Origin of the sequence: Stenotrophomonas lactitubi, from assembly GCF_002803515.1 — a bacterium.
GTDB classification, from domain to species: domain Bacteria; phylum Pseudomonadota; class Gammaproteobacteria; order Xanthomonadales; family Xanthomonadaceae; genus Stenotrophomonas; species Stenotrophomonas lactitubi.
Map to the genome: position 1 here is coordinate 1,087,696 of NZ_PHQX01000001.1, position 21,901 is coordinate 1,109,596.

General features: G+C 60.3%; 22 protein-coding genes. 7 read left to right on the forward strand and 15 right to left on the reverse strand.

Translation table 11 applies throughout. The annotated features are described in order from the left end of the window. Window position 1: 1 nt before the first annotated feature. The 6 genes from CR156_RS05125 to CR156_RS05150 all read right to left on the reverse strand — a co-directional run bounded on the left by CR156_RS05125 (window position 2) and on the right by CR156_RS05150 (window position 6,156). Complete coding sequence (locus CR156_RS05125) at window positions 2-505, reverse strand: ClbS/DfsB family four-helix bundle protein (RefSeq protein ID WP_058201274.1); 504 nt, start codon at window positions 503-505, stop codon at window positions 2-4. A 245-nt stretch (window positions 506-750) separates the two neighbouring features. Continuing rightward, the gene (locus CR156_RS05130) at window positions 751-1,293 is read right to left on the reverse strand and encodes an ester cyclase (RefSeq protein WP_058143955.1); all 543 of its coding nucleotides are present in this window, start codon (window positions 1,291-1,293) and stop codon (window positions 751-753) included. A 215-nt stretch (window positions 1,294-1,508) separates the two neighbouring features. Beyond that, window positions 1,509-2,972, reverse strand: coding sequence for an efflux transporter outer membrane subunit (locus CR156_RS05135; RefSeq protein ID WP_063893102.1), 1,464 nt, complete (start codon window positions 2,970-2,972; stop codon window positions 1,509-1,511). 7 nt (window positions 2,973-2,979) lie between these two features. Then, window positions 2,980-3,831, reverse strand: a complete 852-nt coding sequence (locus CR156_RS05140; RefSeq protein ID WP_207764188.1) for an efflux RND transporter periplasmic adaptor subunit — start codon at window positions 3,829-3,831, stop codon at window positions 2,980-2,982. 73 nt (window positions 3,832-3,904) lie between these two features. Further along, window positions 3,905-4,099, reverse strand: coding sequence for a DUF1656 domain-containing protein (locus tag CR156_RS23375; RefSeq protein ID WP_058143958.1), 195 nt, complete (start codon window positions 4,097-4,099; stop codon window positions 3,905-3,907). Beyond that, entirely contained in the window at window positions 4,093-6,156 is a 2,064-nt protein-coding gene (locus CR156_RS05150) for an FUSC family protein (protein WP_058201273.1), read from the reverse strand. Before CR156_RS05150 ends, CR156_RS23375 begins: the two co-directional genes overlap by 7 nt. 544 nt (window positions 6,157-6,700) lie before the next feature. Here CR156_RS05150 and CR156_RS05160 point away from each other — a divergent pair. Then, window positions 6,701-7,399: a FadR/GntR family transcriptional regulator gene (locus tag CR156_RS05160; protein ID WP_100554080.1), complete on the forward strand. Its 699-nt coding sequence runs from the start codon at window positions 6,701-6,703 to the stop codon at window positions 7,397-7,399. Between the two features lie 211 nt (window positions 7,400-7,610). Here CR156_RS05160 and CR156_RS05165 read toward each other — a convergent pair whose 3' ends face one another. Together CR156_RS05165 and CR156_RS05170 are read right to left on the reverse strand one after the other, a co-directional pair. Next, entirely contained in the window at window positions 7,611-9,824 is a 2,214-nt protein-coding gene (locus tag CR156_RS05165; RefSeq protein WP_207764189.1) for a TonB-dependent siderophore receptor, read from the reverse strand. Between the two features lie 57 nt (window positions 9,825-9,881). Beyond that, window positions 9,882-10,298 carry a hypothetical protein gene (locus tag CR156_RS05170; protein ID WP_058143960.1) on the reverse strand — a complete coding sequence of 139 codons (417 nt, stop codon included), beginning with the start codon at window positions 10,296-10,298 and terminating at the stop codon, window positions 9,882-9,884. A gap of 182 nt (window positions 10,299-10,480) precedes the next feature. On the opposite strand from CR156_RS05170, the gene copM reads away from it, so the two are divergent. The 3 genes from copM to kdsA all read left to right on the forward strand — a co-directional run bounded on the left by copM (window position 10,481) and on the right by kdsA (window position 12,490). Further along, on the forward strand, window positions 10,481-11,179 hold the full coding sequence (gene copM / locus CR156_RS23260; RefSeq protein ID WP_058143961.1) for a CopM family metallochaperone: 699 nt from the start codon (window positions 10,481-10,483) through the stop codon (window positions 11,177-11,179). A gap of 10 nt (window positions 11,180-11,189) precedes the next feature. After that, window positions 11,190-11,447 (forward strand): glutaredoxin family protein, encoded by a 258-nt coding sequence (locus tag CR156_RS05180; protein WP_058143962.1) that lies wholly within the window; start codon window positions 11,190-11,192, stop codon window positions 11,445-11,447. 170 nt (window positions 11,448-11,617) lie between these two features. Next, entirely contained in the window at window positions 11,618-12,490 is an 873-nt protein-coding gene (gene kdsA / locus CR156_RS05185) for a 3-deoxy-8-phosphooctulonate synthase (protein WP_058143963.1), read from the forward strand. Between the two features lie 49 nt (window positions 12,491-12,539). On the opposite strand, the gene mobH is transcribed toward kdsA, so the two are convergent. Further along, a complete protein-coding gene (mobH, locus tag CR156_RS05190) occupies window positions 12,540-14,411 on the reverse strand; it encodes a MobH family relaxase (protein ID WP_058143964.1) in 1,872 nt (623 codons plus the stop codon). A gap of 315 nt (window positions 14,412-14,726) precedes the next feature. Between mobH and CR156_RS05200 the strand changes: the two genes are divergently transcribed. The 3 genes from CR156_RS05200 (at window position 14,727) to CR156_RS05210 (ending at window position 16,454) form a co-directional block, all read left to right on the forward strand. Beyond that, complete coding sequence (locus tag CR156_RS05200) at window positions 14,727-15,353, forward strand: hypothetical protein (RefSeq protein ID WP_047219624.1); 627 nt, start codon at window positions 14,727-14,729, stop codon at window positions 15,351-15,353. A 12-nt stretch (window positions 15,354-15,365) separates the two neighbouring features. Beyond that, window positions 15,366-15,998 carry an RES family NAD+ phosphorylase gene (locus tag CR156_RS05205; protein ID WP_058130708.1) on the forward strand — a complete coding sequence of 211 codons (633 nt, stop codon included), beginning with the start codon at window positions 15,366-15,368 and terminating at the stop codon, window positions 15,996-15,998. A gap of 84 nt (window positions 15,999-16,082) precedes the next feature. Continuing rightward, window positions 16,083-16,454 carry a DUF3742 family protein gene (locus CR156_RS05210; protein ID WP_058130706.1) on the forward strand — a complete coding sequence of 124 codons (372 nt, stop codon included), beginning with the start codon at window positions 16,083-16,085 and terminating at the stop codon, window positions 16,452-16,454. 17 nt (window positions 16,455-16,471) lie between these two features. Here the strand turns inward: CR156_RS05210 and CR156_RS05215 are convergent, their stop codons facing one another. From CR156_RS05215 to radC, 6 genes are all read right to left on the reverse strand, one after another. Further along, the gene (locus CR156_RS05215) at window positions 16,472-17,992 is read right to left on the reverse strand and encodes a conjugal transfer protein TraG N-terminal domain-containing protein (protein WP_047219618.1); all 1,521 of its coding nucleotides are present in this window, start codon (window positions 17,990-17,992) and stop codon (window positions 16,472-16,474) included. Window positions 17,993-18,007: 15 nt separating this feature from the next. Next, window positions 18,008-18,379, reverse strand: a complete 372-nt coding sequence (locus tag CR156_RS05220) for a hypothetical protein (RefSeq protein WP_047219619.1) — start codon at window positions 18,377-18,379, stop codon at window positions 18,008-18,010. Continuing rightward, entirely contained in the window at window positions 18,376-19,773 is a 1,398-nt protein-coding gene (locus tag CR156_RS05225; protein ID WP_039016603.1) for an integrating conjugative element protein, read from the reverse strand. The genes CR156_RS05220 and CR156_RS05225 overlap by 4 nt, the downstream gene beginning before the upstream one ends. 9 nt (window positions 19,774-19,782) lie before the next feature. Continuing rightward, on the reverse strand, window positions 19,783-20,709 hold the full coding sequence (locus CR156_RS05230; protein WP_222934056.1) for a TIGR03756 family integrating conjugative element protein: 927 nt from the start codon (window positions 20,707-20,709) through the stop codon (window positions 19,783-19,785). Window positions 20,710-20,726: 17 nt separating this feature from the next. After that, window positions 20,727-21,173 carry a TIGR03757 family integrating conjugative element protein gene (locus tag CR156_RS05235; RefSeq protein WP_026083770.1) on the reverse strand — a complete coding sequence of 149 codons (447 nt, stop codon included), beginning with the start codon at window positions 21,171-21,173 and terminating at the stop codon, window positions 20,727-20,729. A gap of 154 nt (window positions 21,174-21,327) precedes the next feature. Next, the gene (gene radC, locus CR156_RS05240; RefSeq protein WP_017640437.1) at window positions 21,328-21,822 is read right to left on the reverse strand and encodes a RadC family protein; all 495 of its coding nucleotides are present in this window, start codon (window positions 21,820-21,822) and stop codon (window positions 21,328-21,330) included. Window positions 21,823-21,901 lie beyond the last annotated feature (79 nt).

The window sequence follows — 21,901 nt, forward strand, 5'->3', positions numbered from 1 at the left end:
GCTACATCACCTGCTTCCACTGCCGCATCTTCGACAGTGCGTCGTCGTAGGCCGTAGCGGTGAAGAACTGAATCCTGCGCCCGAGGGTTTGCATCGGGCTCGTCGTGGGATCGAAAAGCCTAACGTCCGAATGGTGCGCCACGATGTCGAGCACCCGGTTCTGGCCCTCTGCAAGCATGGTTTCCAGCTCGCAAAGGTCCCTGTTTGCGAAACGGCGTTGGAACATCCCTGAAAGACCTTCGGCGCGCTTAATCATTGTGTCCGCTGAGAAGAACGAAGCCGAAGGTCCAGGTGTATGAACGTGTGCGAGCTGCAGAATCATCGTATTCCAGAGGATCACGTCCACCAGGATCATTGCAGCGCTGGTGTGACGGCGCTGTTCTTGCCAGATCATGGCGATGTGCCTGTAGTGGTCCGCGGGGACCGTGGCGGTTACCACCTCCAGCTTTCGGTGGCTGGTGCGAACCTTATCTAGGAGTTCTTGTTTTGTAGTCGGTAGCTTCATTCGGAATCCTTAATCCATTGAGAATGCGCGTGTTTGTTGGTCGGCATGCGCTCCCCTATTCGAGTGTTGAGATAACGCATGCGTAACACTGAGTATTCCGACGTGGCTAGTTGCGCTCCCTGCGACTAATAAGCCACTGATGGCACTATGGGGCTTGCCATCGTTGTAACGTCAAGCGGGTGATGCGCGACTGCTCGGCGAGGTCAGCTATTCATGGAACGCCGAATGCACGGGTCCGACTTGTGCTACGGCTGAAGCTGCTTCTGCATGGTGTTGTGGTTGTAGTAATCGCTTGCGTAGACAATTTTTCCGTTCAAAACGCGGAAAAAACTCGCACCGAAATAACTGATATTCGTGCTGGAGGGTGACGTCTCGCCACTGTTTCTCTTGGTGGCGGTGAATTCCCATTCAATCGCTACGCCATCGTCGGATGAAATCGGTTGCGAGCGGATTTTCATTTTTCGATCAGGCAAAATTTGCTTCAGAAACTGCGAGACTTCGGTGATGGATTCCGGCCCGGTGCGGGGTACTTCATTACTAGTATTGAAATAGACGACGTTGGAGTCGAGAACTTTTTTCATATCATTGGTTTTCCCGCTATTCCAAGCTTCAAGGTATTGTCGAACCACTTTCACATTCTCTGGCTCTTGTGCTTCCTGCGAGGTGGCGCTATAGGCGAACGGGGCCAGGATAAGAAACATGGCTCCCAACGCCTGCACTGAGCGATGGCGCAGGCCCTTTGACGATTGAAATGAATGGGATGCCCAAGTGTGCTGCATGTGTTTCATAGCCGAGATTTTCTAAAGTCTGTTGAAATGAAGCCCGATTCAAAAAAATCGGTAGGTAATTTCTCTGCCATTAAGCTAATAAGGTTATGCTGTGATTGACTCCGAGTTGCTGTAACGGGACAACGGATTTCTATATGTACTTCGGTGAATAATGTCGGTTAATAGCGTTGGTGAGATGGTGTATCCCTGTGTCGGTAATTGGCTCGAGACTTGGGCTAATTGATTGTGCTCTGCTTGGTGGATTGCGCGGTTTCGGAAGGGGTTTCTGGATAAGCCGTTTGCCACCCCCCACCTAATGCCTTGGCTAGGCTGACCATGTTGAGCGCTTTCTTGGCCTTACTTTCGATCAACTGGTCTTCAGCCAAATAAAGCGACCGTTCGGCGGTTAGCAACGTTAGGTAATCAATCGTTCCAACCTTGCGTTCTCTCAAGGCGCGATCGTAGGTCAGTTGGCTGTCTTCCTGTGCCCTCATCAAGGACTCCTCGCGAACACCTTCCTGATGGGTTTGGGTCAACGCATCTTCGACATCGCGGAAAGCGATCTGGACCTTTCGCTGGTAGTCCAGCCTTTGGCCTTCCGTGGTTGCCTTCGCGGCACGAATGCGCGCCTCGCGTTGCCCTGAGTCAAACAAAGTTTCCGAGCCTGCCAGCGTCACGCTCCAGATCAGGCTCCCGGCTGAAAAAAGTGAACCGTAACCGCTCGCCGCTGTTCCCAGTGTCAGTGGGATCCGGAAGCGGGGAAAGAGATCGGCAACGGCGACATTGGCTTTGGCTGTTGCCGCGGCAAGTTTTCGTTCCGCTGCCCGAATGTCGGGTCGATCCCGTAGAACCTGGGAGGGAATGGACACAGGCAACGCTGGGGGGGCGGGAACCGGAGAGGTGGATTGCGCCAACTCGACTTGCCAATCGCCGGGAAATCCGCCGACGAGAACGGCAATTGCGTGAGAATGTTTGCTCACCCTGGCATGCCAGATCGGCAACTGCGCGACCGCGGCCTGCCATTCCGCGTGTGCCTGCGTGAGACTAGATGCGTCAACGATCCCTGCACTGCGAAGACGCACATTCGTGTCGTAGGTGGCCTTAGTACGTGCGACATTGCGTTCAGCGATCGCCAAGCGCTGTTGCTCCGAACGCAGCTCGATGTAGTTTGACGCAATTTCGGCCAGCAGGCTCGTGAGAATGGCCCGCCGATCCTCCTCAATGCTTCCTGCGGTAGCATCAGCCGCCTCAATAGACTGCTTGATTCGCCCGAACAGATCAGGCTCCCAACTTGCCTCAAACTCGACTGTTTGGGCGTTAGACACGCCAATTCCTCTAGGCCAATCAACGAGTGGACTACTGCGTTGATCCAAGGTACTCGCTGCAATGCCTAACTTCGGCCCACGATCCGCAGAAATGGCATCGCGCTCGGCGCGCGCTGCCAGCAGGCGCTGCGAGGCGATTTTGAGGTCAAGATTGTTTGCAAGCGCGCGGTCAACGAGACGATTGAGTAGAGGGTCGTTGAAGGCTTTCCACCACGTCTGAAGCTCGGCCACATTGTCGGAGGCATGCTGCATTTTCTCCTGCTCGGCCCAAGCGTTCGGCACGAGTGGTACCGGCTTTTCGTAGCGAACGGCGTGAGGAACTGCACAACCGGATAACAATGCGAGGACGATGGCAGCTGTAATTGGAATTCGCATGGCAACCTCACAGGACCTGTTGAGCCCAAGCGAGCAGACGCCCCTTGGGGATTGACGTGCCCACGGCAACACTGCACGTCATGCCGGCAGCAAGCCTCACGTCGGGAGGCACCTTGTCGATATGCACACGCACCGGGATGCGTTGGGCCAGTCGAATCCAGGTGAAGACTGGACTGACGCTCGGCAGGCCATGCTGATCGGAGTAGTCGTTGGTGTCCGCCACGCCGCGACCAATACTGGAAACGTGACCTTGGATCAGTGAATCGAAGCCCATGAGACGAATTTGCGCTTGGTCTCCGGGAGCGATATGCCTGAGCTTGGTTTCCTCGAAATATCCGGTAATCCAGAAACTGTCCGGATCTAGGATCGCGACCTTGCTGGTACCCTTGGTCGCATAGTCGCCAGTGCGTAGGTGGAGATTTGTGATATAGCCGTCAACGGGTGCCACGACCGTCGCTCGCCTGACATCTAGCTCGGCTTTGGCCAGCTCAGCTCGTACACGATCCACTGCCGCCCGCACTGCACGCACGTCACCGTTGGCTTGATCGATTCTTTCGTTGGCGATGATGTCGCCACCGAGCGTATTGCGCCGTTTAGCAAGATTCATCTTAATTGCGAGGTCGGCTTCATGCTGCTCAAGCTCAGCCTTCTTCTCCATAACTTCAAGTTCGAGATCCTCAGTGTCAAGCCGGTAGAGCACGTCTCCCCGGTTCACATGCTGGTTGTCCTTGATCGCGACTTCGACAACGGTGCCGGAAACTTCCGGGGCAATCTGTACAACTTCGGCACTCACGCGCCCGTCGCGCGTCCAAGGGGAAACTACATACTCGCGCCATAGCACCGAGATCAGCCATGCCATTCCAGCGACTGCCAGAAGCGTGAGAGAAATCCTGAATAGAGGTTTTAATGTCATTTTCATAGAAGACTCGGAATCAGAATAAAAGGACGAAGGCTGTGATGATCGATACGAGTAGGGAGAACTCAAACAATGCCGGATGCCAAAAAAGCCGTATCACGCCTGTCCTCGCCAGCACCGGGCGGATTCCGAGAAATAGCAGCCACGCTACGACGATGTAGAAGAGCAGCGGAGGCATGTAAATGCCCGCGACTGAAAATTCACTTAACATTGCGAGTTTCTATCGTTGGTGGCGAACCAGTCGCCGTGAAGTTCGACTAACCCACCCATATCTCGGATGCAGGCGGAAATACGATGGATAGCCCTTCGATTCGTCTGGTGGGTATCTGCAGAAGCGTGGACGACTTCACTGATAACGGCCAGACGCTTGCCCGTCCCTTGCGTGGGATTCCCGGCCTCGTTCAACGCCTCGGACGCTTGTTGTCGCACCGAGGCGGGCACCTCAGTATCCTGCAGCGTTAGGTGCAGCCTCGCCGAGGACCGACCTAAATGCAGCACACCAACACACTTGCTCAGCAGCGTAGAGGCGTAATCTTTATCTCCTTTTAGGTTCGCCACAATCCCGGCCAATCGATGGTGCTGCAGGTGTTCCCACACTAGCCGCGGCCCGCTGTATCCGCTACTGATCAACTGGCGGACATCGTTGCGAATCGCATTGCTTAAGCGGCCGGCATTTCTGCGCGGATCGTGCGGTAGGATCAGTTTTAGGACATAGACGGTTGCGATAACTGCGATCATCCAGCCAAGCGCGTAATTGAAGAACGCTGACATGTCGTAACTCATCAGGTTTTTCTCTCCAATCAGCGTGTTGAAGGCGACCAGGTATCCCATTCCGGCAAACGCATAGTTTGGTTTCGTGATTGCGTAGAAGCCAGCGATCCAGAATGGCAGCATCACAGCGATCATCAACGGAAAGCCCTGCACATGTGGTAGCAGGAAAAATCCGCATAAGAAGGCAGGCGCTATGGCTGCCGCCGTACCTTTGACGAAGGACACTGCGCCTGCAACCGGGTTGCCTGTCATCGCCATGAGAATGCCGTAAGGAGCAAGCAGCAAGATCGCAGTTTGCCAATTGCGCCAGCCCGTCAGCAAACCCAGTTCGCCGACGAGAGTGATGAAGATCAGTGCGCGGATTCCGTTTTTGATCGCGCTATGCCAGTCCCGATGAAAGCGAAAGCTGGCAGTACGGTGCGCACGCGGGCTGTGCAGTTGGACCAACCCGATGAGTGCAGCCTCCCAGTCGCTGATCACTTCTATCAGACGGTCCAGTTTGATGAGTGCGGTGGAACTTCCTCCTTGCGACTCGGTCTCGTCCACCATCCGGTTTAGCCTTCGACGAAGCTGAGCCACTTTTTTAAGGGCCTCTTTAAGTTGGCTTTCTTCGCCACTCTCGACCAGCTCGATGGCTTGGGCTAGCAACTCGACAGTTTGGCCCGCTGCCGCGCGCTGGGTGTGGTCTTCCATATCCAGTCGTATGGAGGACTCCGTCGCTCCTAGGAGTGCGCCAAAGAGTGCGGCCAGGCCATCCCTGACGGCAACGGCACGAACGGCGACCTCCGGTGACTCCGCGCGGCTGACTTCGAGGAGGTCGTCAATGGCAAACAGTGCGGCGATCTGCTCGGGTGTGGCTTGGGAGGCAGGTTCGCCGCCATTACGAGTCCGCGCAAGGATGAGCCGACCCACTTTCCCCAATTGCAAAGCGATGGCCGACTCCAGCTTCTCACGTGTTGCACGGCGTGAGAACAGGGCGCTGACCACGCCAAGACAGACGACACCGACTGCAACAGTCGCTATACGGGCTGCCACACCGTTGAAGGCATGTGCGGGATTTTCCAGTACCTCATAAGCCGCGAACCCAACGGTGTAGCCAAGGACCGCAAAGGTGGTCGAGCGGAAGTGGCGCGATACGGTCGCCGCAGCGCTGCACATGCCCAGCCACAGGCCATAGCCGATCAGAAAGAGTGCCGGCGCCTGAATGGTCAGACCCAGCAGAACGATAGCGGCAATCCCGCCAATGATCGTTCCGGCCAGGCGCGACGCGCCCTTGCCGAGCGTGGCACCTTGACTTGCGCTGGCGACGAGCATGACCGAGTTCGCCGCTGAATAGGCGCGGTCTAGTTGGAGCGAATAGGCCACGGCATAAGCCAGCGCGACCGCAGCCGCGGAGCGGAATACATAGGCCCAACCCGGCGTAAGCACGTTCACAGAAGTCAGCGCCGTGAGCGCATGTTGCGCATAGCTCCGACCTTTCAGAAGCAACATGTTCATTGATATTTAGATCCGTGGGCTCGAGGCTCAGGCAAGCCAATCGTTAGGAGTCGTTGAGCAATATGAATGATTGCAACTATTGCTATTTAAACATACTAACATCCTATGTATAGGAAGGGAAGTGACAGCCTAGGAAGGGGGGCATGGCGAGATCGCCACACGTGTAGCGCTGCGTTTGGGGGCGGCTTTCACAGCCGAGGCATTCGAATGTTTGCGGTCGCCGGAGGCCGTGTGGAAACCCCTTGTCAACTTGAAGATACGTCCGGTAAAGTTTGCGGACGTATTGAACGCAGAGGTCAACATGCCCAGATACATCGAGAGTCAAGACAGGCAGCAGGTCATGCTGCTGCCGGAGTGCCTGGGCGGCTCATGAACGAGTTGGAGTTGCGGCCTTGGAGTTCAGCGGCATACAGCCCCCCTCCAACGCCCCTCTGCGCTGTTGAAGCTCCACCTATGCGGTTAGATGCATCACCAGATGCGAATGCGCTATTATTGGGTGAATCCATGTTGGATGATCCTATCTTTTGAGTATTACCGAATCGCGATGACTGATGGCACCACACTTCCGCACGCGCCGAGGCGCTCCCTGGTCGACACGACGATTGAGCTGATCCGCCGTCAGATCGAGAATGGCGTCTGGCCGGTGGGTGAGAAGATTCCGAAAGAGCAGGAACTGGCTGACATGTTGAACGTAGCTCGCAACACCGTGCGGGAAGCTATTCGCGTGCTGTCGCATGGGCAGGTGCTTGAAGTTCGGCAAGGAGATGGCACCTATGTGCGCACCAATGTCGATCCTGTCGAGGTCATGCGTCGTATTGGCCGTTCGAGCCTGCGCGAGCACCTTGCGCTACGCTGCATGCTCGAAATCGAATCCGCGCGGCTGGCAGCTATCAACCGCTCCAAGGCGGACTTGGCGATGTTGCGCCGTCTCCTGAAGGCGCGCGGGGAGCAAAGCGATCATGAATCGCGCGCCTTGTTCGTGGACGCCGACACGGCCTTTCACTGTGCCATTGCGCGGGTATGCGGCAATAATGCGCTGTCCGAGTTGTACCGCTACTTTTCGAACTCCGTTCGAATGAACACTTTGGCCGTACTGGAGGATGAAGACTTGCCTGAGCCTGGCCTGGATGTCCATGAGGCGATCGTCGATGCGATCGAATGCCAAGACCCAGACGGAGCCGCAGAGGCTGTGCGTAATGTCTTGGCACCGCTGGTCACCGCGCTGAATCATCGTTCGGCGTAAGGCGAACTGCCCCCGTTTCACCCCAATACGGAGCCTTGCCGATCCTTCGCCGTCGACACGCCGGGTGCTCAGGTTAGTCGCGCCTTTAAGCAGTTTTGTTCAGAACGATCCGGAAGACCACATCCAGCTTGTCGTGGGGCAGGAAGCAGCATCACGAGACTTCTATCGGGCGATAGGATTCACTGCAGCTTGCACATTTCTCGCTCCATCGTCAGGCTATCTTGTCGCCCGACGATGGATAGCGAGGGATAGATCGTGCAGTCAGAGCTTGTAGCTCAGCGTCAGCATAAAGTTGCGCGGCGCGCCATAGACGACTTGGTTGTAGAACCCGCTCATAAGCGTGTAGCGCCGATCGGTTAGGTTGTTGACGGTCAGCATCAGGTCTATGTTGCGTGTTGCCCGATACTTGGCCATCAGGGATGGCTAGTGCGTAAGATTTCTGTTCCACATTGACGCTGGCACCTTGCGGGTTTGTTGCGCTCTGGTAAGTGCCGCTTTGCCACGTCACCCCCCCGCCAACGGTCAACTTAGACCAATCGCCGGGAAGCCGATAGGTGGTGAATAGACGCGCAGTTGTGCGCGGAAGGTACGCACTTAGCCGCTCGCCCGTAGCGTCAGTGGAATTGAAGTGGGCAACGCCCCCATAGATGTTCCAGTCATCGGCCAGTTCCCCCTGGAGGTCGAATTCGACACCTCTCGACTTTGTCCCATTCACGGTGTGATACGCCCACGTACCATTTGGTAGTGCGTAGTTTTCCGCCTGCGCCAAGTTATCGAGCCGCGTTTCAAACAAGGCGATCGAAGCATTCAGGCGCCCGTCTAAATATTCACCCTTCAACCCGACTTCGGTGTTTTTCCCATTGGTTGGCGGGAGCACCTGGTTGTTGACATTCCGGTAAGACGACTGCGGATTGAAAATTTCCGTGTAACTCGCATAGGCTGAGTAAGTGTCGTTGATGTCGTACACGACACCTGCATATGGGGTGAACTTGGCAGTCTTTTTGTAATGCGTAGATGTGATGCCGTCGAATTCGTCGAGTTTATAGTTGTTGAATCGCCCGCCTAGAATAGCTTTCAGGGAATCCGTTAGGGAAAGGCGCACGGCGCCATAGACGCCGCTTTGTTCGATAGTGGTATGCGTGCTGGTGAAACCGTTCGCTGCGAAATTTGGTTCAGGATACTGGCCGTCATAGCCGAAAATACTCGGCATAGGCGTTAAAGGATAAACAAATCCACTGTTGTATTCATCCTCCGTTCGACGAGACGCCAGAACCCCTAGGACCAGTTCATGCTTGCGGCCAAGTAACTCGAATGGACCACTGACCATTGTATCGAAGCTGTTCTGCCTGGACGGAGTTGAATCAGAGATCGCCAGCGGGATCATCCCCAAGCCAGTGTCTCGGTCTGGATAACCGAGTGGCGAGAGGAGTCGAGCATTGGACTTCGACCGCTGATTGGTAATGGTCGCGTTCAGTTTCCAGCCATTTTCGAATCCGTGTTCGATACCAATGAACGCGTTTTCTAACCGGTTGTCCCAGCGGGCCCAATCAGGCGCCATGGATTTCGAGCGCGACCAATTTGTGTTTGATCCATCGCTAAACCAAAGCGGCACGCCGCCCCAGGTGACGCCTTTGGGCTTGATGTCCTGATAGTCATAGCCCATGCTCAGCACGGTATCGGGAGTGAGATCGACCTCGACTAAACCAAAGAAGGCGTTCTTCTTCTGCTGGTATCGATCTTGATATGAATGCCGATCTTGAGTGACGCCCACGATTCTGGCGCGAACACGGCCATCCTCGGTCATCGGAGTGGAGACATCTAGCATGCTGCGATAGTTGTCCCATGATCCTGCGCTCACCGAGGCATTTGCTTGGAACTCGCGCGTCGGCCTCTTTCTCACCAGGTTGATCGATGCAGACGGGTTGCCTGCGCCCGTGAGCAAGCCCGTGGCGCCGCGCACGATTTCGATGCGGTCATAGAAGGCCGTGTCTAGAAAGCTTGCGCCATTGACGAAGCCGGTCGGGATACCGTCGTATTGGAAGCTATCAATAGAAAAGCCCCTTGCATGGAAAGTCACTTGCTCGCTGCCCAAGGTGCGAGAGCCGACGCCTGTTGACTGTGCTAAGGCATCCTGAATTGTGTTGAGCTGCTGATCCTCCATGTGCTGCCGGGTTATGACAGTTACAGCCTGGGGCGTGTCCCTGATGGCAAGTGGCAGTCGCGTGGCGGCAGACGTGCGTGGTGTGGTGTAGGAATTTGAACCTTCGGTGGTCTCCGAGGAGGTTTCCCCGGTGACCGTTACCGCTGGGAGCGTTACAGCCTCAGGCACCTCGCCCTTTCCCGGGTCACCCAGCCCTTGTGCATCTGCCCCTGGCGCGGCCAGCACCAGCGCGAGACTGAACGGGCCGATGACCTTGCGACCCACGTAATTCGTGCTTGTAGCACGCGATTTATGTTCTGACTTTTTCATGGCGCGGGCCGCTCATACCGAATCGTTCATGCGACCACCGGCGAGAACGTGCCGGCCCAGACTCTCTGCCTCGTCACGGCTGGCGCGCGCGGCTTGCGGCGTGCCAAAGGCCTTTACGAGCATCGGCAGCATTTCCTCCAACTGCGCTCGCTTGGTCGGTTCGGGTTCTACATGTATGAGCGCCAGCAAGATGCCGTCCAGCATCTCCTTGTGGCTTTTCAGCCAAGCACCGCGCATGACGCGATCGTCGTGTGCCTCGTCCGGCCCGCCTGCGACGTAGATGAGGACAAAGGGCTTGCCGCGAGCGAGGAACTCATCCATCTCCGCGCACCAGGGGGCGCCGTAGCCTTCGTAGATGCTGGAGCCTTCGAATCGGACTATAGGGAAGTCGCTGGCGTCGTGAACTTTTGGCTGTTGCTGTTGCGACATGGTCTATTCCTTTCAGTTGATTTACATCCTAACATCCTACCTTATATTGAGATCTATTCGCAATTGGAAAATGGTTACTTGTCCTAGTGTTGCATCCGGGCACATGTGAGTCCGCCATATTGACCTTCCAACCATTGGAAGCAATACAGTGACCACATCATCAAGGTCCAAGGAGAATTTTCATGAATCTAAACAAGCTCAGTCTCATGTTCATTGCTGGCGCCGTGCTGGTTGCTGGAGGTTTGACAGTCGTCCAAAGCGGCCTGGAGTCCTCCGGCAAAATTGAACCGCCGACCAGTGCCAGCGGCGGACATGGGCATGACATACCTTCCAGCATGTCCGCGATCAATAGCCCCTCCACCATTGCCTATCGTGCCGTGACCAATGAGATGCACGCGGGAATGGGAGCGCAGTTCACTGGCAACGCCGACGGCGATTTCATGCGCGGCATGATCCCGCATCACCAGGGCGCGATCGACATGGCCAAGGTGGCGCTGCAGTACGGCAAGGACCCGGAGGTTCGCAAGCTCGCCCAGGACGTCATCACCGCGCAGGAAGACGAGATCGCCATGATGAAAAAGTGGCTGGGCGACAACGGCCAGCAGGCGACGACCGGCAGCTCGGGCGATGCCTCGACGGCCGCCTATCGTGCCGGCAACGACCGCATGCATGCGGACATGATGATCGACTTCAGCGGCGACGCAGATGTGGATTTCATGCGCGGCATGATCCCACACCACCAGGGCGCGATCGACATGGCCAAGGTGGCGCTTCAATACGGCAAAGATCCAGAGGTCAGCAAGCTGGCCCAGGAAGTCATAACCGCGCAGGAAGGCGAGATTGCCATGATGAAGAGCTGGCTAGCCGCTCGGGGCAAGTGAAGGTGCGACTATGCCCCAGGCCAACACCCCGTACATCCTCATCTACAGCACTCCGACGTGCCCGGACTGCCGGGCGCTGAAGGCGTGGCTGTCCCAGCAGGGCATCGCGTTTGAAGAGCGCGACCTGACCGACCCGAAGATTTCCGCGGAGGCTAAGTCACGAACCGGCGTGCGTGTGGCCCCGATCACGATCGTCGGCGACGACGTGTTCTATGGCACCTTCGCGAGCCAGAAGCCGAGGCTGATGAAGGCGCTCGGTCTTCAGTGAACCGCTGAAGGAAGACCGTGGTCACAGGCGGAGTCGCCGGTGCGGACCCCAGACCCTGTAAGCGCTGTTGCGGACGCGTCTGCACGCAAAGTCCAAGACCGTGGGGCATTCTTCGCCGACGACGCTCGGAGCTTTCACCTGCGGTCGTTGACATCACGAGAGGAAGTTTTATGCGATCGATATCATCAGCCACCTCCCTGCACGTCGCCATTTCGGAGGGCATCACAGTCGCCAACGACCTGCCGTTCGTGCTGTTCGGCGGCATCAACGTCATCGAGGATCTCGATACGACCCTGGCTGCGGCCGAGCACTTCGTGGAGGTGACGCGCAAGCTGGAAATACCCTTCGTTTTCAAGGCGTCATTCGACAAGGCCAATCGCTCGTCGATCCATTCTTTCCGAGGTGTCGGCCTGGACGAAGGGTTGCGGGTCCTCGATGCGGTCAAGTCGCGGTTCGGATGCCCAGTCTTGACCGACGTGCATGAGGTTGAGCAGGCCGTGCAGGTCGCAGCCATTGCCGATGTACTGCAAGTTCCGGCCTTCCTGGCCCGGCAGACCGATCTGGTGGTCGCCATTGCTCGCACCGGTCGGGTAGTGAATGTCAAGAAGCCGCAGTTCCTGAGCCCGGGCCAGATCAGGCATGTCGTCCACAAACTGCACGAGGCTGGCAACCCGCGCGTCCTGTTGTGCGAGCGTGGCACGCAGTTCGGCTACGACAATCTCGTCGTGGACATGCTGGGCTTCCGCGAAATGAGCCTTGCCAGCGGTGGCCTGCCACTGGTGTTCGACGTCACCCATAGCCTGCAGCGGCGAGAAGCGGATGCGTTGGCTTCGGGTGGGCGTCGCCAACAGTTGCCCGAACTCGCGCGGGCCGGCATGGCGGTCGGCATCGGCGGTTTGTTCCTCGAAGCACACGCCGACCCGGCGCATGCACGCTGTGACGGACCCAGCGCTCTGCCACTGGACGCGCTCGAACCGCTGCTGCGGCAGGTCAAGGTGGTGGACCAACTCGTCAAGTCGTTCGAGCCTCTTCGGATCGACTGAAGCCTGCCACCCGCTCAAACAGAACGTGTGGCACTTCCCCCTTAGTCGGCTATTTGAGCGACAGATAAGGATTGTTCGGTGGAACGGCATCGAATATGTGCGATGGATCTTCGAGCAAATATCCATGCACCTGGCGCGTTTTGCGAGGCCCCATGACCTCGCACGTCCTGATGTTCAGACCCGATGGCTGTTTCCTGTGGAGTCCGAGTTTTTCAAAGCGCTTCTGCACCCACTGCCAGTTCTGCAGGGCCGCGTCCTTTGCAAGCGGCCCAATGTTTGGATGCTCTTGTGCGTAGCGCTGGAAAATACCAGGGCTGATCAGGTAAACCGTGTCGGACACGGTATGTACCAGGGCCTTGGCGTCATTGATGATGAGCTTGCGGGTCTGGACGGCCTGTTTCAGCCAGGCCATGAAATGCTCGCCCGATGGCCGCCCGGTAAATGAGGCGGAATCGTGCGCGGCAGGCGCGGCGGTCGGCGCCGAAGGACCAGGGGCCGATGCGGGATGGTCGAGCGGCGCCGCTGCATCGTCGGCACCCTCTGGCGGGGCTTCGACGGACTGCTCCGGCTCAGGCGTTGCCTCGAACATCGCCAGCATGCTTTCCAGCGGGTCGGCCGGATTGCGCTGCGGGCTGGGAGGTATGGCGCGACTCCCGCCCGACTGATCTGGATGGCTGCTTGCTGCAGGCTCCTTCTCTGTTGCCGCCGCTGTTCCGGGTCGCAGTGCAGCGTCGTGCGCGGACGGGCGCGGCCCGTCCTCGGCCTCGCCGGCGTTGTCCACGGTCACGGTTCCCGCAAATGGGCTGGGTCGCTCCGAGGGCTCCCAGATCAGCGCCGGGGCCAGGCGCAGGAGCGTGAAGGCATGGGACCAGCCACTCTCACTGGTAATAGTTGCGCGCCAGATGGCCTTGCCGGAGGCGGTGGGCTGCAACATGGCATGATCCTGTAGCACGTTGAACACGGCCGTGTTGTTCGCGGGGATGCCATCGACCCCCTGGGACAGCAGGTGCGCGCGCAGCTTGTCCGAGACTGTCTTGCTCACCAGCCACAGCGCGTCCTCGGTGAGCCAGCCATCGGAGGCTTCGGGCTGGTTCAGTTTCAGCTCTTCCTTGAGCAGGTAGCGCAGCCCGTTGACCAGCTTGCGTTGGAGCGAGTGCTTGGGCGCGGCCATGGCACGCGCGGGATCGCCGCCCAATTCCTGAGCGACGGAGGCGCGGTCAGCCTGCACGACCAGCTCGCCCAGTACCCCGGCGTGCTCGTACTGCCCGGCCAGAACGTAGAGTAGCGGCGCCCACAGGGAAGGATAGCCACTGAGCCAGTCCAGCAGATCGCGGTCGAGCAGTTGCCGGTAGAGCAAGCCTGTCGCGGCGCTATGGAGCCGGTACTCGCGGTCGTCGCGGTAGCGGAAGCGGTACGGTTGGCGCAGCGGGCCGTGCCATGGGTGCCAGGTGCTCCCGTCGGCCAGCTCGACGTGCAGATCGACGGCAACCTTGCCGATGTCATGAAGCAGTGCGGCATAGGCGACGGCCGCAGTCCAGGCTTCGGCCTGCGCCGCTTGGTCTTCGGGGCTGGCCCCGATGGGCAGCAAATGGGACTGCCGCAGCTTCAGGCTGTAGGCGACGATTTCGAGGCCGTGATCGAGCATACCGCCCGGGTAGGCGTGGTGGTGCGCTTCGGAGGCCGGGAAGACCTGGACCAGCTCGGCGTATCGCTCCAGTGGCGCGCGGTACAGGGTGGCGAACTGCCGGCGCGAGAGCGAGGTGCGCTGCCAGATGTGTTCCAGCAGCTTCTGCCGGCGCGGGGTGGCCAGCAGCGATGCGGCCGACTCCGGCCGCATCAACCCTTTCGGGAGGTCGATGGCGGGGGCTGGAGACGTCGCGGCAGCGACCGGAGGCCGTTTCCGCTGGAACAGGGAGAGCATGTCGATGTCCTGATAGCGGGCCGGGCGGGAGGCCTTTTTGCCTTTTCGGGATAGGGCCTTTCCCCTTGCATCCCATTCCCTTGCCGTTTCGACCCTTTGGCCTTTCACCGTTTCGGTATAGCTGGGCCTGAGTTGCGGCTCCAGCGTCAATGCGGAACCCGCACGAATGGATTGGACGGCGAATTGGCGCTGGCCCCGGCCTATGCTGCCGGGACGCTACACCGCCAGGTGGGCTCCCACTCAGGCGATCAAGTTGACAAAGGCGACAAAGGCGACTAGAGTGAGTCTTGTCTCAAACCTACCTGGGAGTTGACCATGCCCACTGCGATCGAATTCATTGCCGACCGGCTGCCGCGCGTCACGGTGGAGGATGTGCGACGCTTCGCCGATACCGTCGAAATCCGGGATGCCCCGGCTTTCGCGGCCGAGTTGCAGGCGTTCATCCACGAGCGCGTGGAGGCTGTGACGCTGCCCGCTAACCTGGAAGGTGAAACGGTGGCGCAGGCCTTGCAGCGCAAGGCGGCCGCGTTGCGCTCCGACACGCGCTGGGCACCGACTGAAACCGACGTCCAGAGAGGCCGCGCCGTGCTGCTGGAAGCCTTCAATCAGCCGGACAACCTGCCGCCTGCCGAGTTCGCCAAGCTGGCGGACAAGTCGCGCCAGCAAATCTACAAGGACATCCTCGCCCGTCGGCTACTGGCGCTGAACGTGGGGCCGCGCGGCCAGAAGCTGCCCGACTGGCAGCTCGACCCGGTGAAGCAGCAGTTGACCCAAACCGTGCTCCAGGAGGTCGAGGGCATCGACCACTGGACGATCTACAGCGCGCTGTCCGAGCCGCTCGAAGGCTTGGGCGGTCGCTCGCCGGTGGATGCGGTGACGCATGGCACGATCGATGACGTGGCCGAGGCCGTGTTCAACGTGCTGGGCGTCCAGGTGCATTGAAGCGAGATCGCCATGAGCCACGAGCTGCCTTCGTTCCTGATCGATGACGGTGAACTGCTCCAGCATGTGAGCCGCGTCGTCTATCGGGGCAGCCCGCTGTACTATGGCCGCAGCAGCACGAATCGCTACGATGACCCGGCGGGGGCCTACGGCGTGCTCTACCTGGGGCGCGACCTGCCCACGGCGCTGATGGAGTCGGTGTTTCACAAGCACCAGTGGCTTGCGGACACGCAACGCTCGATCGCGCTGAAAGAAGTCCAAGCCCGGATGGTGCGCGCAGTAGGCGTGATGGACGACGTGCTTCTGGCCGATATCACGACGCCGGGCGTCATGGCGGGCTACTTCGGCCTGAACCTAGAGCAGTTGGCCAGCCGCGACTACACGCACACGCAGCAGGTGTCCGCCCAGGTGCATGCGATGCTCGCAGATGACGGCCAGGCGCTGTTCGACGGGGTGCTCTATCCGTCGCGCAACAACTATCCCGCTAAGAGCATCGCCCTGTTCGAGCGTGCGGGAGCGAAGGTTGGCGTCATCGAGGACATCGACCTGGTGGACCACGTGGACTGGCCGCATTTTGTTGCCACCTACCGCATCGGCGTTGAACCTGACCCCGGCCCGGTGGGGCCGGATGACGAAGCGTCCTGAAGCAGCAAGAAAACACATTGAAGCCGCAAACCGAATGAAGTGGAGCAAACTGGAATAGGCATTCCTTAACAGCAGGATACGACCATGAACACGACGACCCGCACCAGCACCGCAGAACGCCTCGGCCGCGCCTTTGGCCGCGGATGGCGCGCCTATGCGCGCGGCGAACGGCGGGCGTCGAATTGGCTGGTATTCAGGGGTGTGCCGCGAGCTGGTGCTACCGCACTTGTGTGGGTCTTCAAGCTGGCTGTGCTCGGGGTGCTGCTCTACGTTGCTTTCTGGTTCGCACTCGTGCTGCTGGGCGTGGTGGTGGCAGGATGGGCTATGAATCAGCACCATCCCGATGAAGAAGGGTTTGAACTGCAGTACCCAACCATTGAGGAACTGCGGGCCACGCCTGGCTACGATCCCAACCTGTACAACGATACCTCCCACGAGATGTACCAAGACGACTGACGCCGAAGGTCATTCGATCATTTGAGCTTGCCGCCTGAGACAGCACCTGCTCCTTTGCCGCCAGCGCTTCCTGCATCCTTTGTGGCAGTGGCGAAGGTGTTGGCGATTGCACCGGCACGTACACCGACCCAGGTGAGTGCGCCAATCCAGAACGTAGGCAGGACGATGAACATGGTGCCCATGACGAACATCAGAAGCATGTCGCCAAAGGCATTGTTCAATCCCACCAGCGGGTCGAAGTTGGTGTGCGGCCGATTCCACCCGAAGCCCCAGCCGTAAAGCGCATCGAGGATGGTGCTGTCGATCCAGCGGGCGAGCTGGAACCAGAAGTCCACGAAGAACAGCGCGAACTGCACGACGCTGACGGTGACGACCGTTTTCAGGTCATAGGTGCCGATGACCAGCACGAGCGGGATGCAGATGACCAGCGCCATCTTGAGCAAGGCGAGGACCATGGGCAGAGCCTGTCTCACGACGTCCATGGCAGGAAACGCGGCAATCGCGCCGACTGCCATGCCGACGTCGCCCGTGGCGCGCGTCACGATGTTCGGCAGGGTCTTGTCGATCTGGCCGCCGTAGTCCGTATAGACGCTGCCCTGGTTCAACTTCTGCTGCCGCGGGGAGGCGATGGCGCGGATCACCGAGTCGTCCACCTCGGCCCGGCTCAGGAACCCGGCCCAGCCCGCCAGGCGATTCAGCAGGCTCGGGTCCACCTGTCCCAGCAGGCGTGCCCGCAGGCCGTTGCTGCCATCGGCCCACCACTGCCTACAGTTCGGATAGCCGCCGCCGCTGGCCACCTGCGCAAGCCCGGCATCGCGGTTGCTGTCGTAGGGCCAGTCGTCGCGCGGCGTGCTGGAACGGTACGTGTCGTAGTAGCCGTTGGTGTCGGTGAAGAACCTCGATCCGATCCAGGTCACGTCGTGCATCTGCTGCTCATCGAGCTGAGGGCGCTGCATGAACAGTTTGGCCCGCGCAGGCCCATAGCAATCCCGCGAGAAGTCCGCCACTTCCTGGGCCAGCACCGGGTCGTCAATGCGGGTCGCGTCGATCTCCATGCGCATTTGCCGCAGGTCCGTACCACATGGGATCGCCGCCACCGAGGCGCTCGTGACAGCGCGCGAGAGCGCGTGCATGAAGGCCCACCAGACCGGCACCTTCGCGGACTGGTTGTTGATGGTGCTGAAGGACTGTGACCAGCCGGTATCCGTGGGCTGTGGCACGCTGACCTGGCACTGGGCCGAGCGCGAGCTGTCGTACTGGATGGTGTTGAGGTCCACGTCGATGAACGGAATGCCCGCGAACATCACCACCACGATGGCGACGAAGACCCGGTTCTCGATGCGGACGGCCGAGAGCAAGCCCTTGTTGCCTTCGTCGGCACCTTCCGCACGGGCCTTCAGCCACTCCTGCACGATGATGGCGACGAAAGGCAGCGCGAATACCCCGCTGGACACCAGCACCGCCCAGATGCCGTTGTTGACGATCCAGGACACGAGGGTGAGGTAGTACTCCAGATAGTCGGTCGTGAAGAGCGTCATGGTCCCGATCTCCCCTCAAGCGGCCTCCATCAACAGGCTGGTTTCCAGCGCGACGATGGCGACGACGCTGGCGACCTCGGTGCGGATCAGCCGGCGCCGCGCCTGCCCATCTGTCCCGCTTTGGTCTTCGCGGGCGAGCACCCGGCGGCGCATCCAGAACCATCCATAGGCCGTTGCCGCGTACACGCACAGCCGCCAGATGAAGAAATACCCTGCGGAGGCCGTCAGCCACCGTTCCCAGCCTGCAACGCTGCCGACTAGGTAGATGCCCGCGACGTTCGCCCCCACGGCGGCGGCAACGATCAGCACCAGCCACAGCAGCGTCTTCGCCGCGCGCCGGCTGAACAACCAGCGCAGCGGCCGCCAGGCCATGCGCGCCGGGCTCATGGCCGACTCCCCGGGTTGCCCTTCTGGAGCTGGTCGAGACGGTCCGGCACAGGATCGCCCTCGTAGATGCCGCGCGAGCCGGCCGCACGTGCGCCGTGGCGCTGGATGATCGCCATGGGTGAGTTGTTCGCCAGCTCGCGCCGCAGCTCCAGTTCGGTCTTGAGGTTGCGAATCTCACGGTCGAGCGTGTCGCTCTCGTGGTTCACCGCCTCAACGGCAAGCTCGTTGGCCGCGACGTTGGGCTCCTTCTTGCCCGTGAGCAGCGTGCGCTGCAGCAGCAGCGCTTTCTCCAGCACGGACGCCAGCGCGACTTCGGACGCCAAGCGCTGCGACAGCAGGTGCTGGTCGGGCTCGTCGCGCAGCGCCTCGATCACGCCGCGCGTGATCGGCAGCGACGCGCTGCCAGCTTCGCGCAGGTTCTCCGGCGTCGTGTTCTTGGCCTTGGTCACCAGGTCCTGGAGCGCCTGCAGCTTGGCGTCGTACTCCTCCTGGATCAGCGGCGTGAGCCCGACGCCCGGCGTCGTCTCGGTCTTGGTGCAGGCATCGCACGTGCGCTGCTCCTTCTCGCCGAGCACGCGCGTGGCCCACTCGACGGCGGCCTGCGGAGAGGCCCAGGTCTGGCACGAGAGGCTGCTGCAACTGGCCGGCGCGATGGATGAGGTGTCGGTCACGCCGCGGCCGTTGACCAGGTTGTAGCCGGCGCGGGTGACATCGCCGACGACCTTGATCGCGGGCTGGCCGGAGCCGCCCGCGTTGCTGCCCCCGACCCACGGCACGCCGTCATTGCCGCGGCGCGTCTCGGCTTGCTCGATGGCCGAGACCGCATCCGTGCTCGACACGGCATCGCGCAGCGCCAGCCCTTCGGCCATCTGGCTCCAGCCGAGCTGGCCGCCCGCCATTTCGGCCATCTTCTCGGCCATGGCACGGCACGTCAGCTTGCTGCGGTCGAAATCGAGTCGCGCCTGCAGCACGCCATTGGTGAGCAGGTTGTACAAACCGGGATCGGCCCGCTGGATGATCAGCGCGGGCAACGATGCCACCGCACTGGTGGCACTCTGGATCACCGACGACATGATTTGCTGGAAGCCGTTGGTGATGCCGTTAAGTTGGTTCTTCAACGTGGTCTGGATGCTCATGTCGCCGCAGATCAAGTTGCTGTTCCAACCCACGCCGACACCGAGAGAGCGCATGCCGGCCGCACGGCCCATCGACACGGCGTTGCCGCCACCGATCGAGTACATGACGTCATCGCCGATGACACTGCCGCTGGTCTGGTAGCCCAGTTGACCCCAGGCCACGCCGCTGCCCAGCGCGAGGGCGCCGGCCAGCGCCAGGACGATCTCCGTGCGACGTGCCCGGCGGGAGAACGGATTGAATGCAGGACGGAACTTCATGGCACCACCTCAGAGAAAATCGACGCTGCCCAGGAACACTTGGCCCCGGCGTTCGCAGCAGGCATACGGCCGCCACAGCGCCCATGCGTAGTCGCCTTGCTGCGCCTGGGTAAGAAAGCCGCTGCGCGGGAAGACCGTGCAGGACGACGACAGGACGGGCGTGAGTTCTTGCCACTTTCCGGTCGAGGCATCGCCCTCCATCAGCGCGCCTGCCGGCCAGTAGCCGTCGCGGGAGTTGGCAAGCAACGGCTGATAGACGTGGATCTGCCCCCGGCGCGTGACCACATCGCCTGCACGCTGGGCCACCACTGCGCCGGCCTTGAAGTCGTCGGTCTGGTGCAGGAAGCCGCCACGGGGATACACGTTGCCCCACAGGTTCATCGTGGTGCGTGCGCCGACCTCACGCCGGCCCGGAATCAGCGCTTCCGGGTAGGCCATCTCGGGCACGTTGTAGCGCCAGGCCAGCGTGTCCAAGGTGCTGAGCAAGTACGGCATGAACGCCGTGCCCGCGCCCTCGCAGAAGTAACCCGACGACGAGACGAACTGGTTGAACACCTCGACGCCGGGGTGGCCGATAACGTCCGAGTTTTTGAACTTGGCGAGGTTGTTTTCGTGATCCTCGTTCGTGGTTCCATCGCCGCCCGCTTGGGCGGACGGGTTGGGCGTGCTCATTGCCCGGACCTCGACCCAGGGGTTTTCGCCGGTATTCGAGTACGACGACACCACCGCATCGGGGATGTAGTGGCGCACCTTGATGGACGTGCGCACCGTGCAGCCGGTCCAGGTGCAATAGAGCCAGTAGCAGATGCCAACGACGCGGTATTCGAGGCAGTCGGGTGACGCTACCGAGCCGACGATGGTGGCAGTGTTGAGGGCGTAGCTGCCCGTGGCGCTGAGCAGCAGCAACGAAGCCACGCCAGCATGCAGACGGCGCATCAGGTCGAATGGTCGGGTCACGGCTGGGTCCTCCGGTGCTGCTCGATGCGCGCGACAGCGCGAGCCACATCCGACTCGCCATAGACCACATAGCGCCTGTCCACCACCACGGCCGGGAGGCTGGTGATGCCGAGACTCCATGCGTCGGTAACGCTTTGGTATGCGGAAGCGATGCGTCGCTGCAGATCGGCACCGCCGCCATTCAGCCGGCGCTTGACGATGGCCGTCGCCTGTTCGGGGTCGGTGGGCAGTCCCGCGGAAAGCTCCGCTTCAATCCTGTGGGCTTCGTTCAGTTCGATCAGCCGCTCGCCGCCCATGGTCTTGACCGGGTGGCGGCTGTCGGTGACGACCACCACGTCGGCGGCGAAGGTGGCCGGGCTGAAAACGGCCAGGGCTGCCGGCAGCGCCACGGCCAGGCCGAGGGTTCGCCAGCCCGGCGCGAACCTGGAAAGAGATGCTGGCATGTCGCGTGCCCTTGAAGTTGATCAGAGCAGTAGTCAAACGCGAAGCCGACGCGGCCCCAACAAACAATGCGCATCGCGCACTGCCCGCATACCTGCTTGTCTCGCGCCCATGAAAAAGCGGAGGCCGAAGCCTCCGCGTGGATCAAGGAGCGGGCTACAGCAGACCGGATTCCGCGAACGAGTATGGAGCGCCTTGGCCGACGATGATGTGGTCCAACACTCGCACATCGATGAGCGCCAACGCAGCCTTCAGTCGGTCGGTCAAAGCGCGATCCGAGCTCGACGGCTCAGTGCATCCCGAGGGATGCTGGTGCGAAAAAATCACCGCGCCGGCATTCAGCTCCAATGCACGCTGCACGACAGCGCGCGGATAAACTGCAGTCGAATCGAGCGTGCCCTTGAACATCGGCTCATAGGCCAACACCCGGTGCTGGCTGTTCATGAACACGATGGCGAACACTTCGTTCGGTTCTGCGACGAGTTTCAGACGCAGATAGTCCTTCACGGCCTGTGGCTGGCCAAGAAGCGGCCCGGCCTTGAAAACACGTTGTTCCAGCAGCGCGATGGCCTGCCGGATGATCCAATCATCAGATTGGGACGCTGGGGCAAAACGTGGCTCCACGCAGGAGTCATTTACGACGAGAGACATGGCGGACCTCCAGAATGTGAACGGAGGACGCCACCCCAGGAGGGCAAGCCCTCCTGGGGATGGAAACAGCGGAACAAGG

Coding starts and splice junctions, on each gene's coding strand:
- mobH (WP_058143964.1), bottom strand. CDS start 14,411: ATGCTCTCCCTGTTCCAGCGGAAACGGCCTCCGGTCGCTGCCGCGACG.
- CR156_RS05210 (WP_058130706.1), top strand. CDS start 16,083: ATGAACACGACGACCCGCACCAGCACCGCAGAACGCCTCGGCCGCGCC.
- copM (WP_058143961.1), top strand. CDS start 10,481: ATGAATCTAAACAAGCTCAGTCTCATGTTCATTGCTGGCGCCGTGCTG.
- CR156_RS05130 (WP_058143955.1), bottom strand. CDS start 1,293: ATGAAACACATGCAGCACACTTGGGCATCCCATTCATTTCAATCGTCA.
- CR156_RS05150 (WP_058201273.1), bottom strand. CDS start 6,156: ATGAACATGTTGCTTCTGAAAGGTCGGAGCTATGCGCAACATGCGCTC.
- kdsA (WP_058143963.1), top strand. CDS start 11,618: ATGCGATCGATATCATCAGCCACCTCCCTGCACGTCGCCATTTCGGAG.
- CR156_RS05230 (WP_222934056.1), bottom strand. CDS start 20,709: ATGCGCCGTCTGCATGCTGGCGTGGCTTCGTTGCTGCTGCTCAGCGCC.
- CR156_RS05170 (WP_058143960.1), bottom strand. CDS start 10,298: ATGTCGCAACAGCAACAGCCAAAAGTTCACGACGCCAGCGACTTCCCT.
- radC (WP_017640437.1), bottom strand. CDS start 21,822: ATGTCTCTCGTCGTAAATGACTCCTGCGTGGAGCCACGTTTTGCCCCA.
- CR156_RS05225 (WP_039016603.1), bottom strand. CDS start 19,773: ATGAAGTTCCGTCCTGCATTCAATCCGTTCTCCCGCCGGGCACGTCGC.
- CR156_RS23375 (WP_058143958.1), bottom strand. CDS start 4,099: ATGTTAAGTGAATTTTCAGTCGCGGGCATTTACATGCCTCCGCTGCTC.
- CR156_RS05235 (WP_026083770.1), bottom strand. CDS start 21,173: ATGCCAGCATCTCTTTCCAGGTTCGCGCCGGGCTGGCGAACCCTCGGC.
- CR156_RS05135 (WP_063893102.1), bottom strand. CDS start 2,972: ATGCGAATTCCAATTACAGCTGCCATCGTCCTCGCATTGTTATCCGGT.
- CR156_RS05140 (WP_207764188.1), bottom strand. CDS start 3,831: ATGGCATGGCTGATCTCGGTGCTATGGCGCGAGTATGTAGTTTCCCCT.
- CR156_RS05220 (WP_047219619.1), bottom strand. CDS start 18,379: ATGAGCCCGGCGCGCATGGCCTGGCGGCCGCTGCGCTGGTTGTTCAGC.
- CR156_RS05125 (WP_058201274.1), bottom strand. CDS start 505: ATGAAGCTACCGACTACAAAACAAGAACTCCTAGATAAGGTTCGCACC.
- CR156_RS05205 (WP_058130708.1), top strand. CDS start 15,366: ATGAGCCACGAGCTGCCTTCGTTCCTGATCGATGACGGTGAACTGCTC.
- CR156_RS05180 (WP_058143962.1), top strand. CDS start 11,190: ATGCCCCAGGCCAACACCCCGTACATCCTCATCTACAGCACTCCGACG.
- CR156_RS05160 (WP_100554080.1), top strand. CDS start 6,701: ATGACTGATGGCACCACACTTCCGCACGCGCCGAGGCGCTCCCTGGTC.
- CR156_RS05200 (WP_047219624.1), top strand. CDS start 14,727: ATGCCCACTGCGATCGAATTCATTGCCGACCGGCTGCCGCGCGTCACG.
- CR156_RS05215 (WP_047219618.1), bottom strand. CDS start 17,992: ATGACGCTCTTCACGACCGACTATCTGGAGTACTACCTCACCCTCGTG.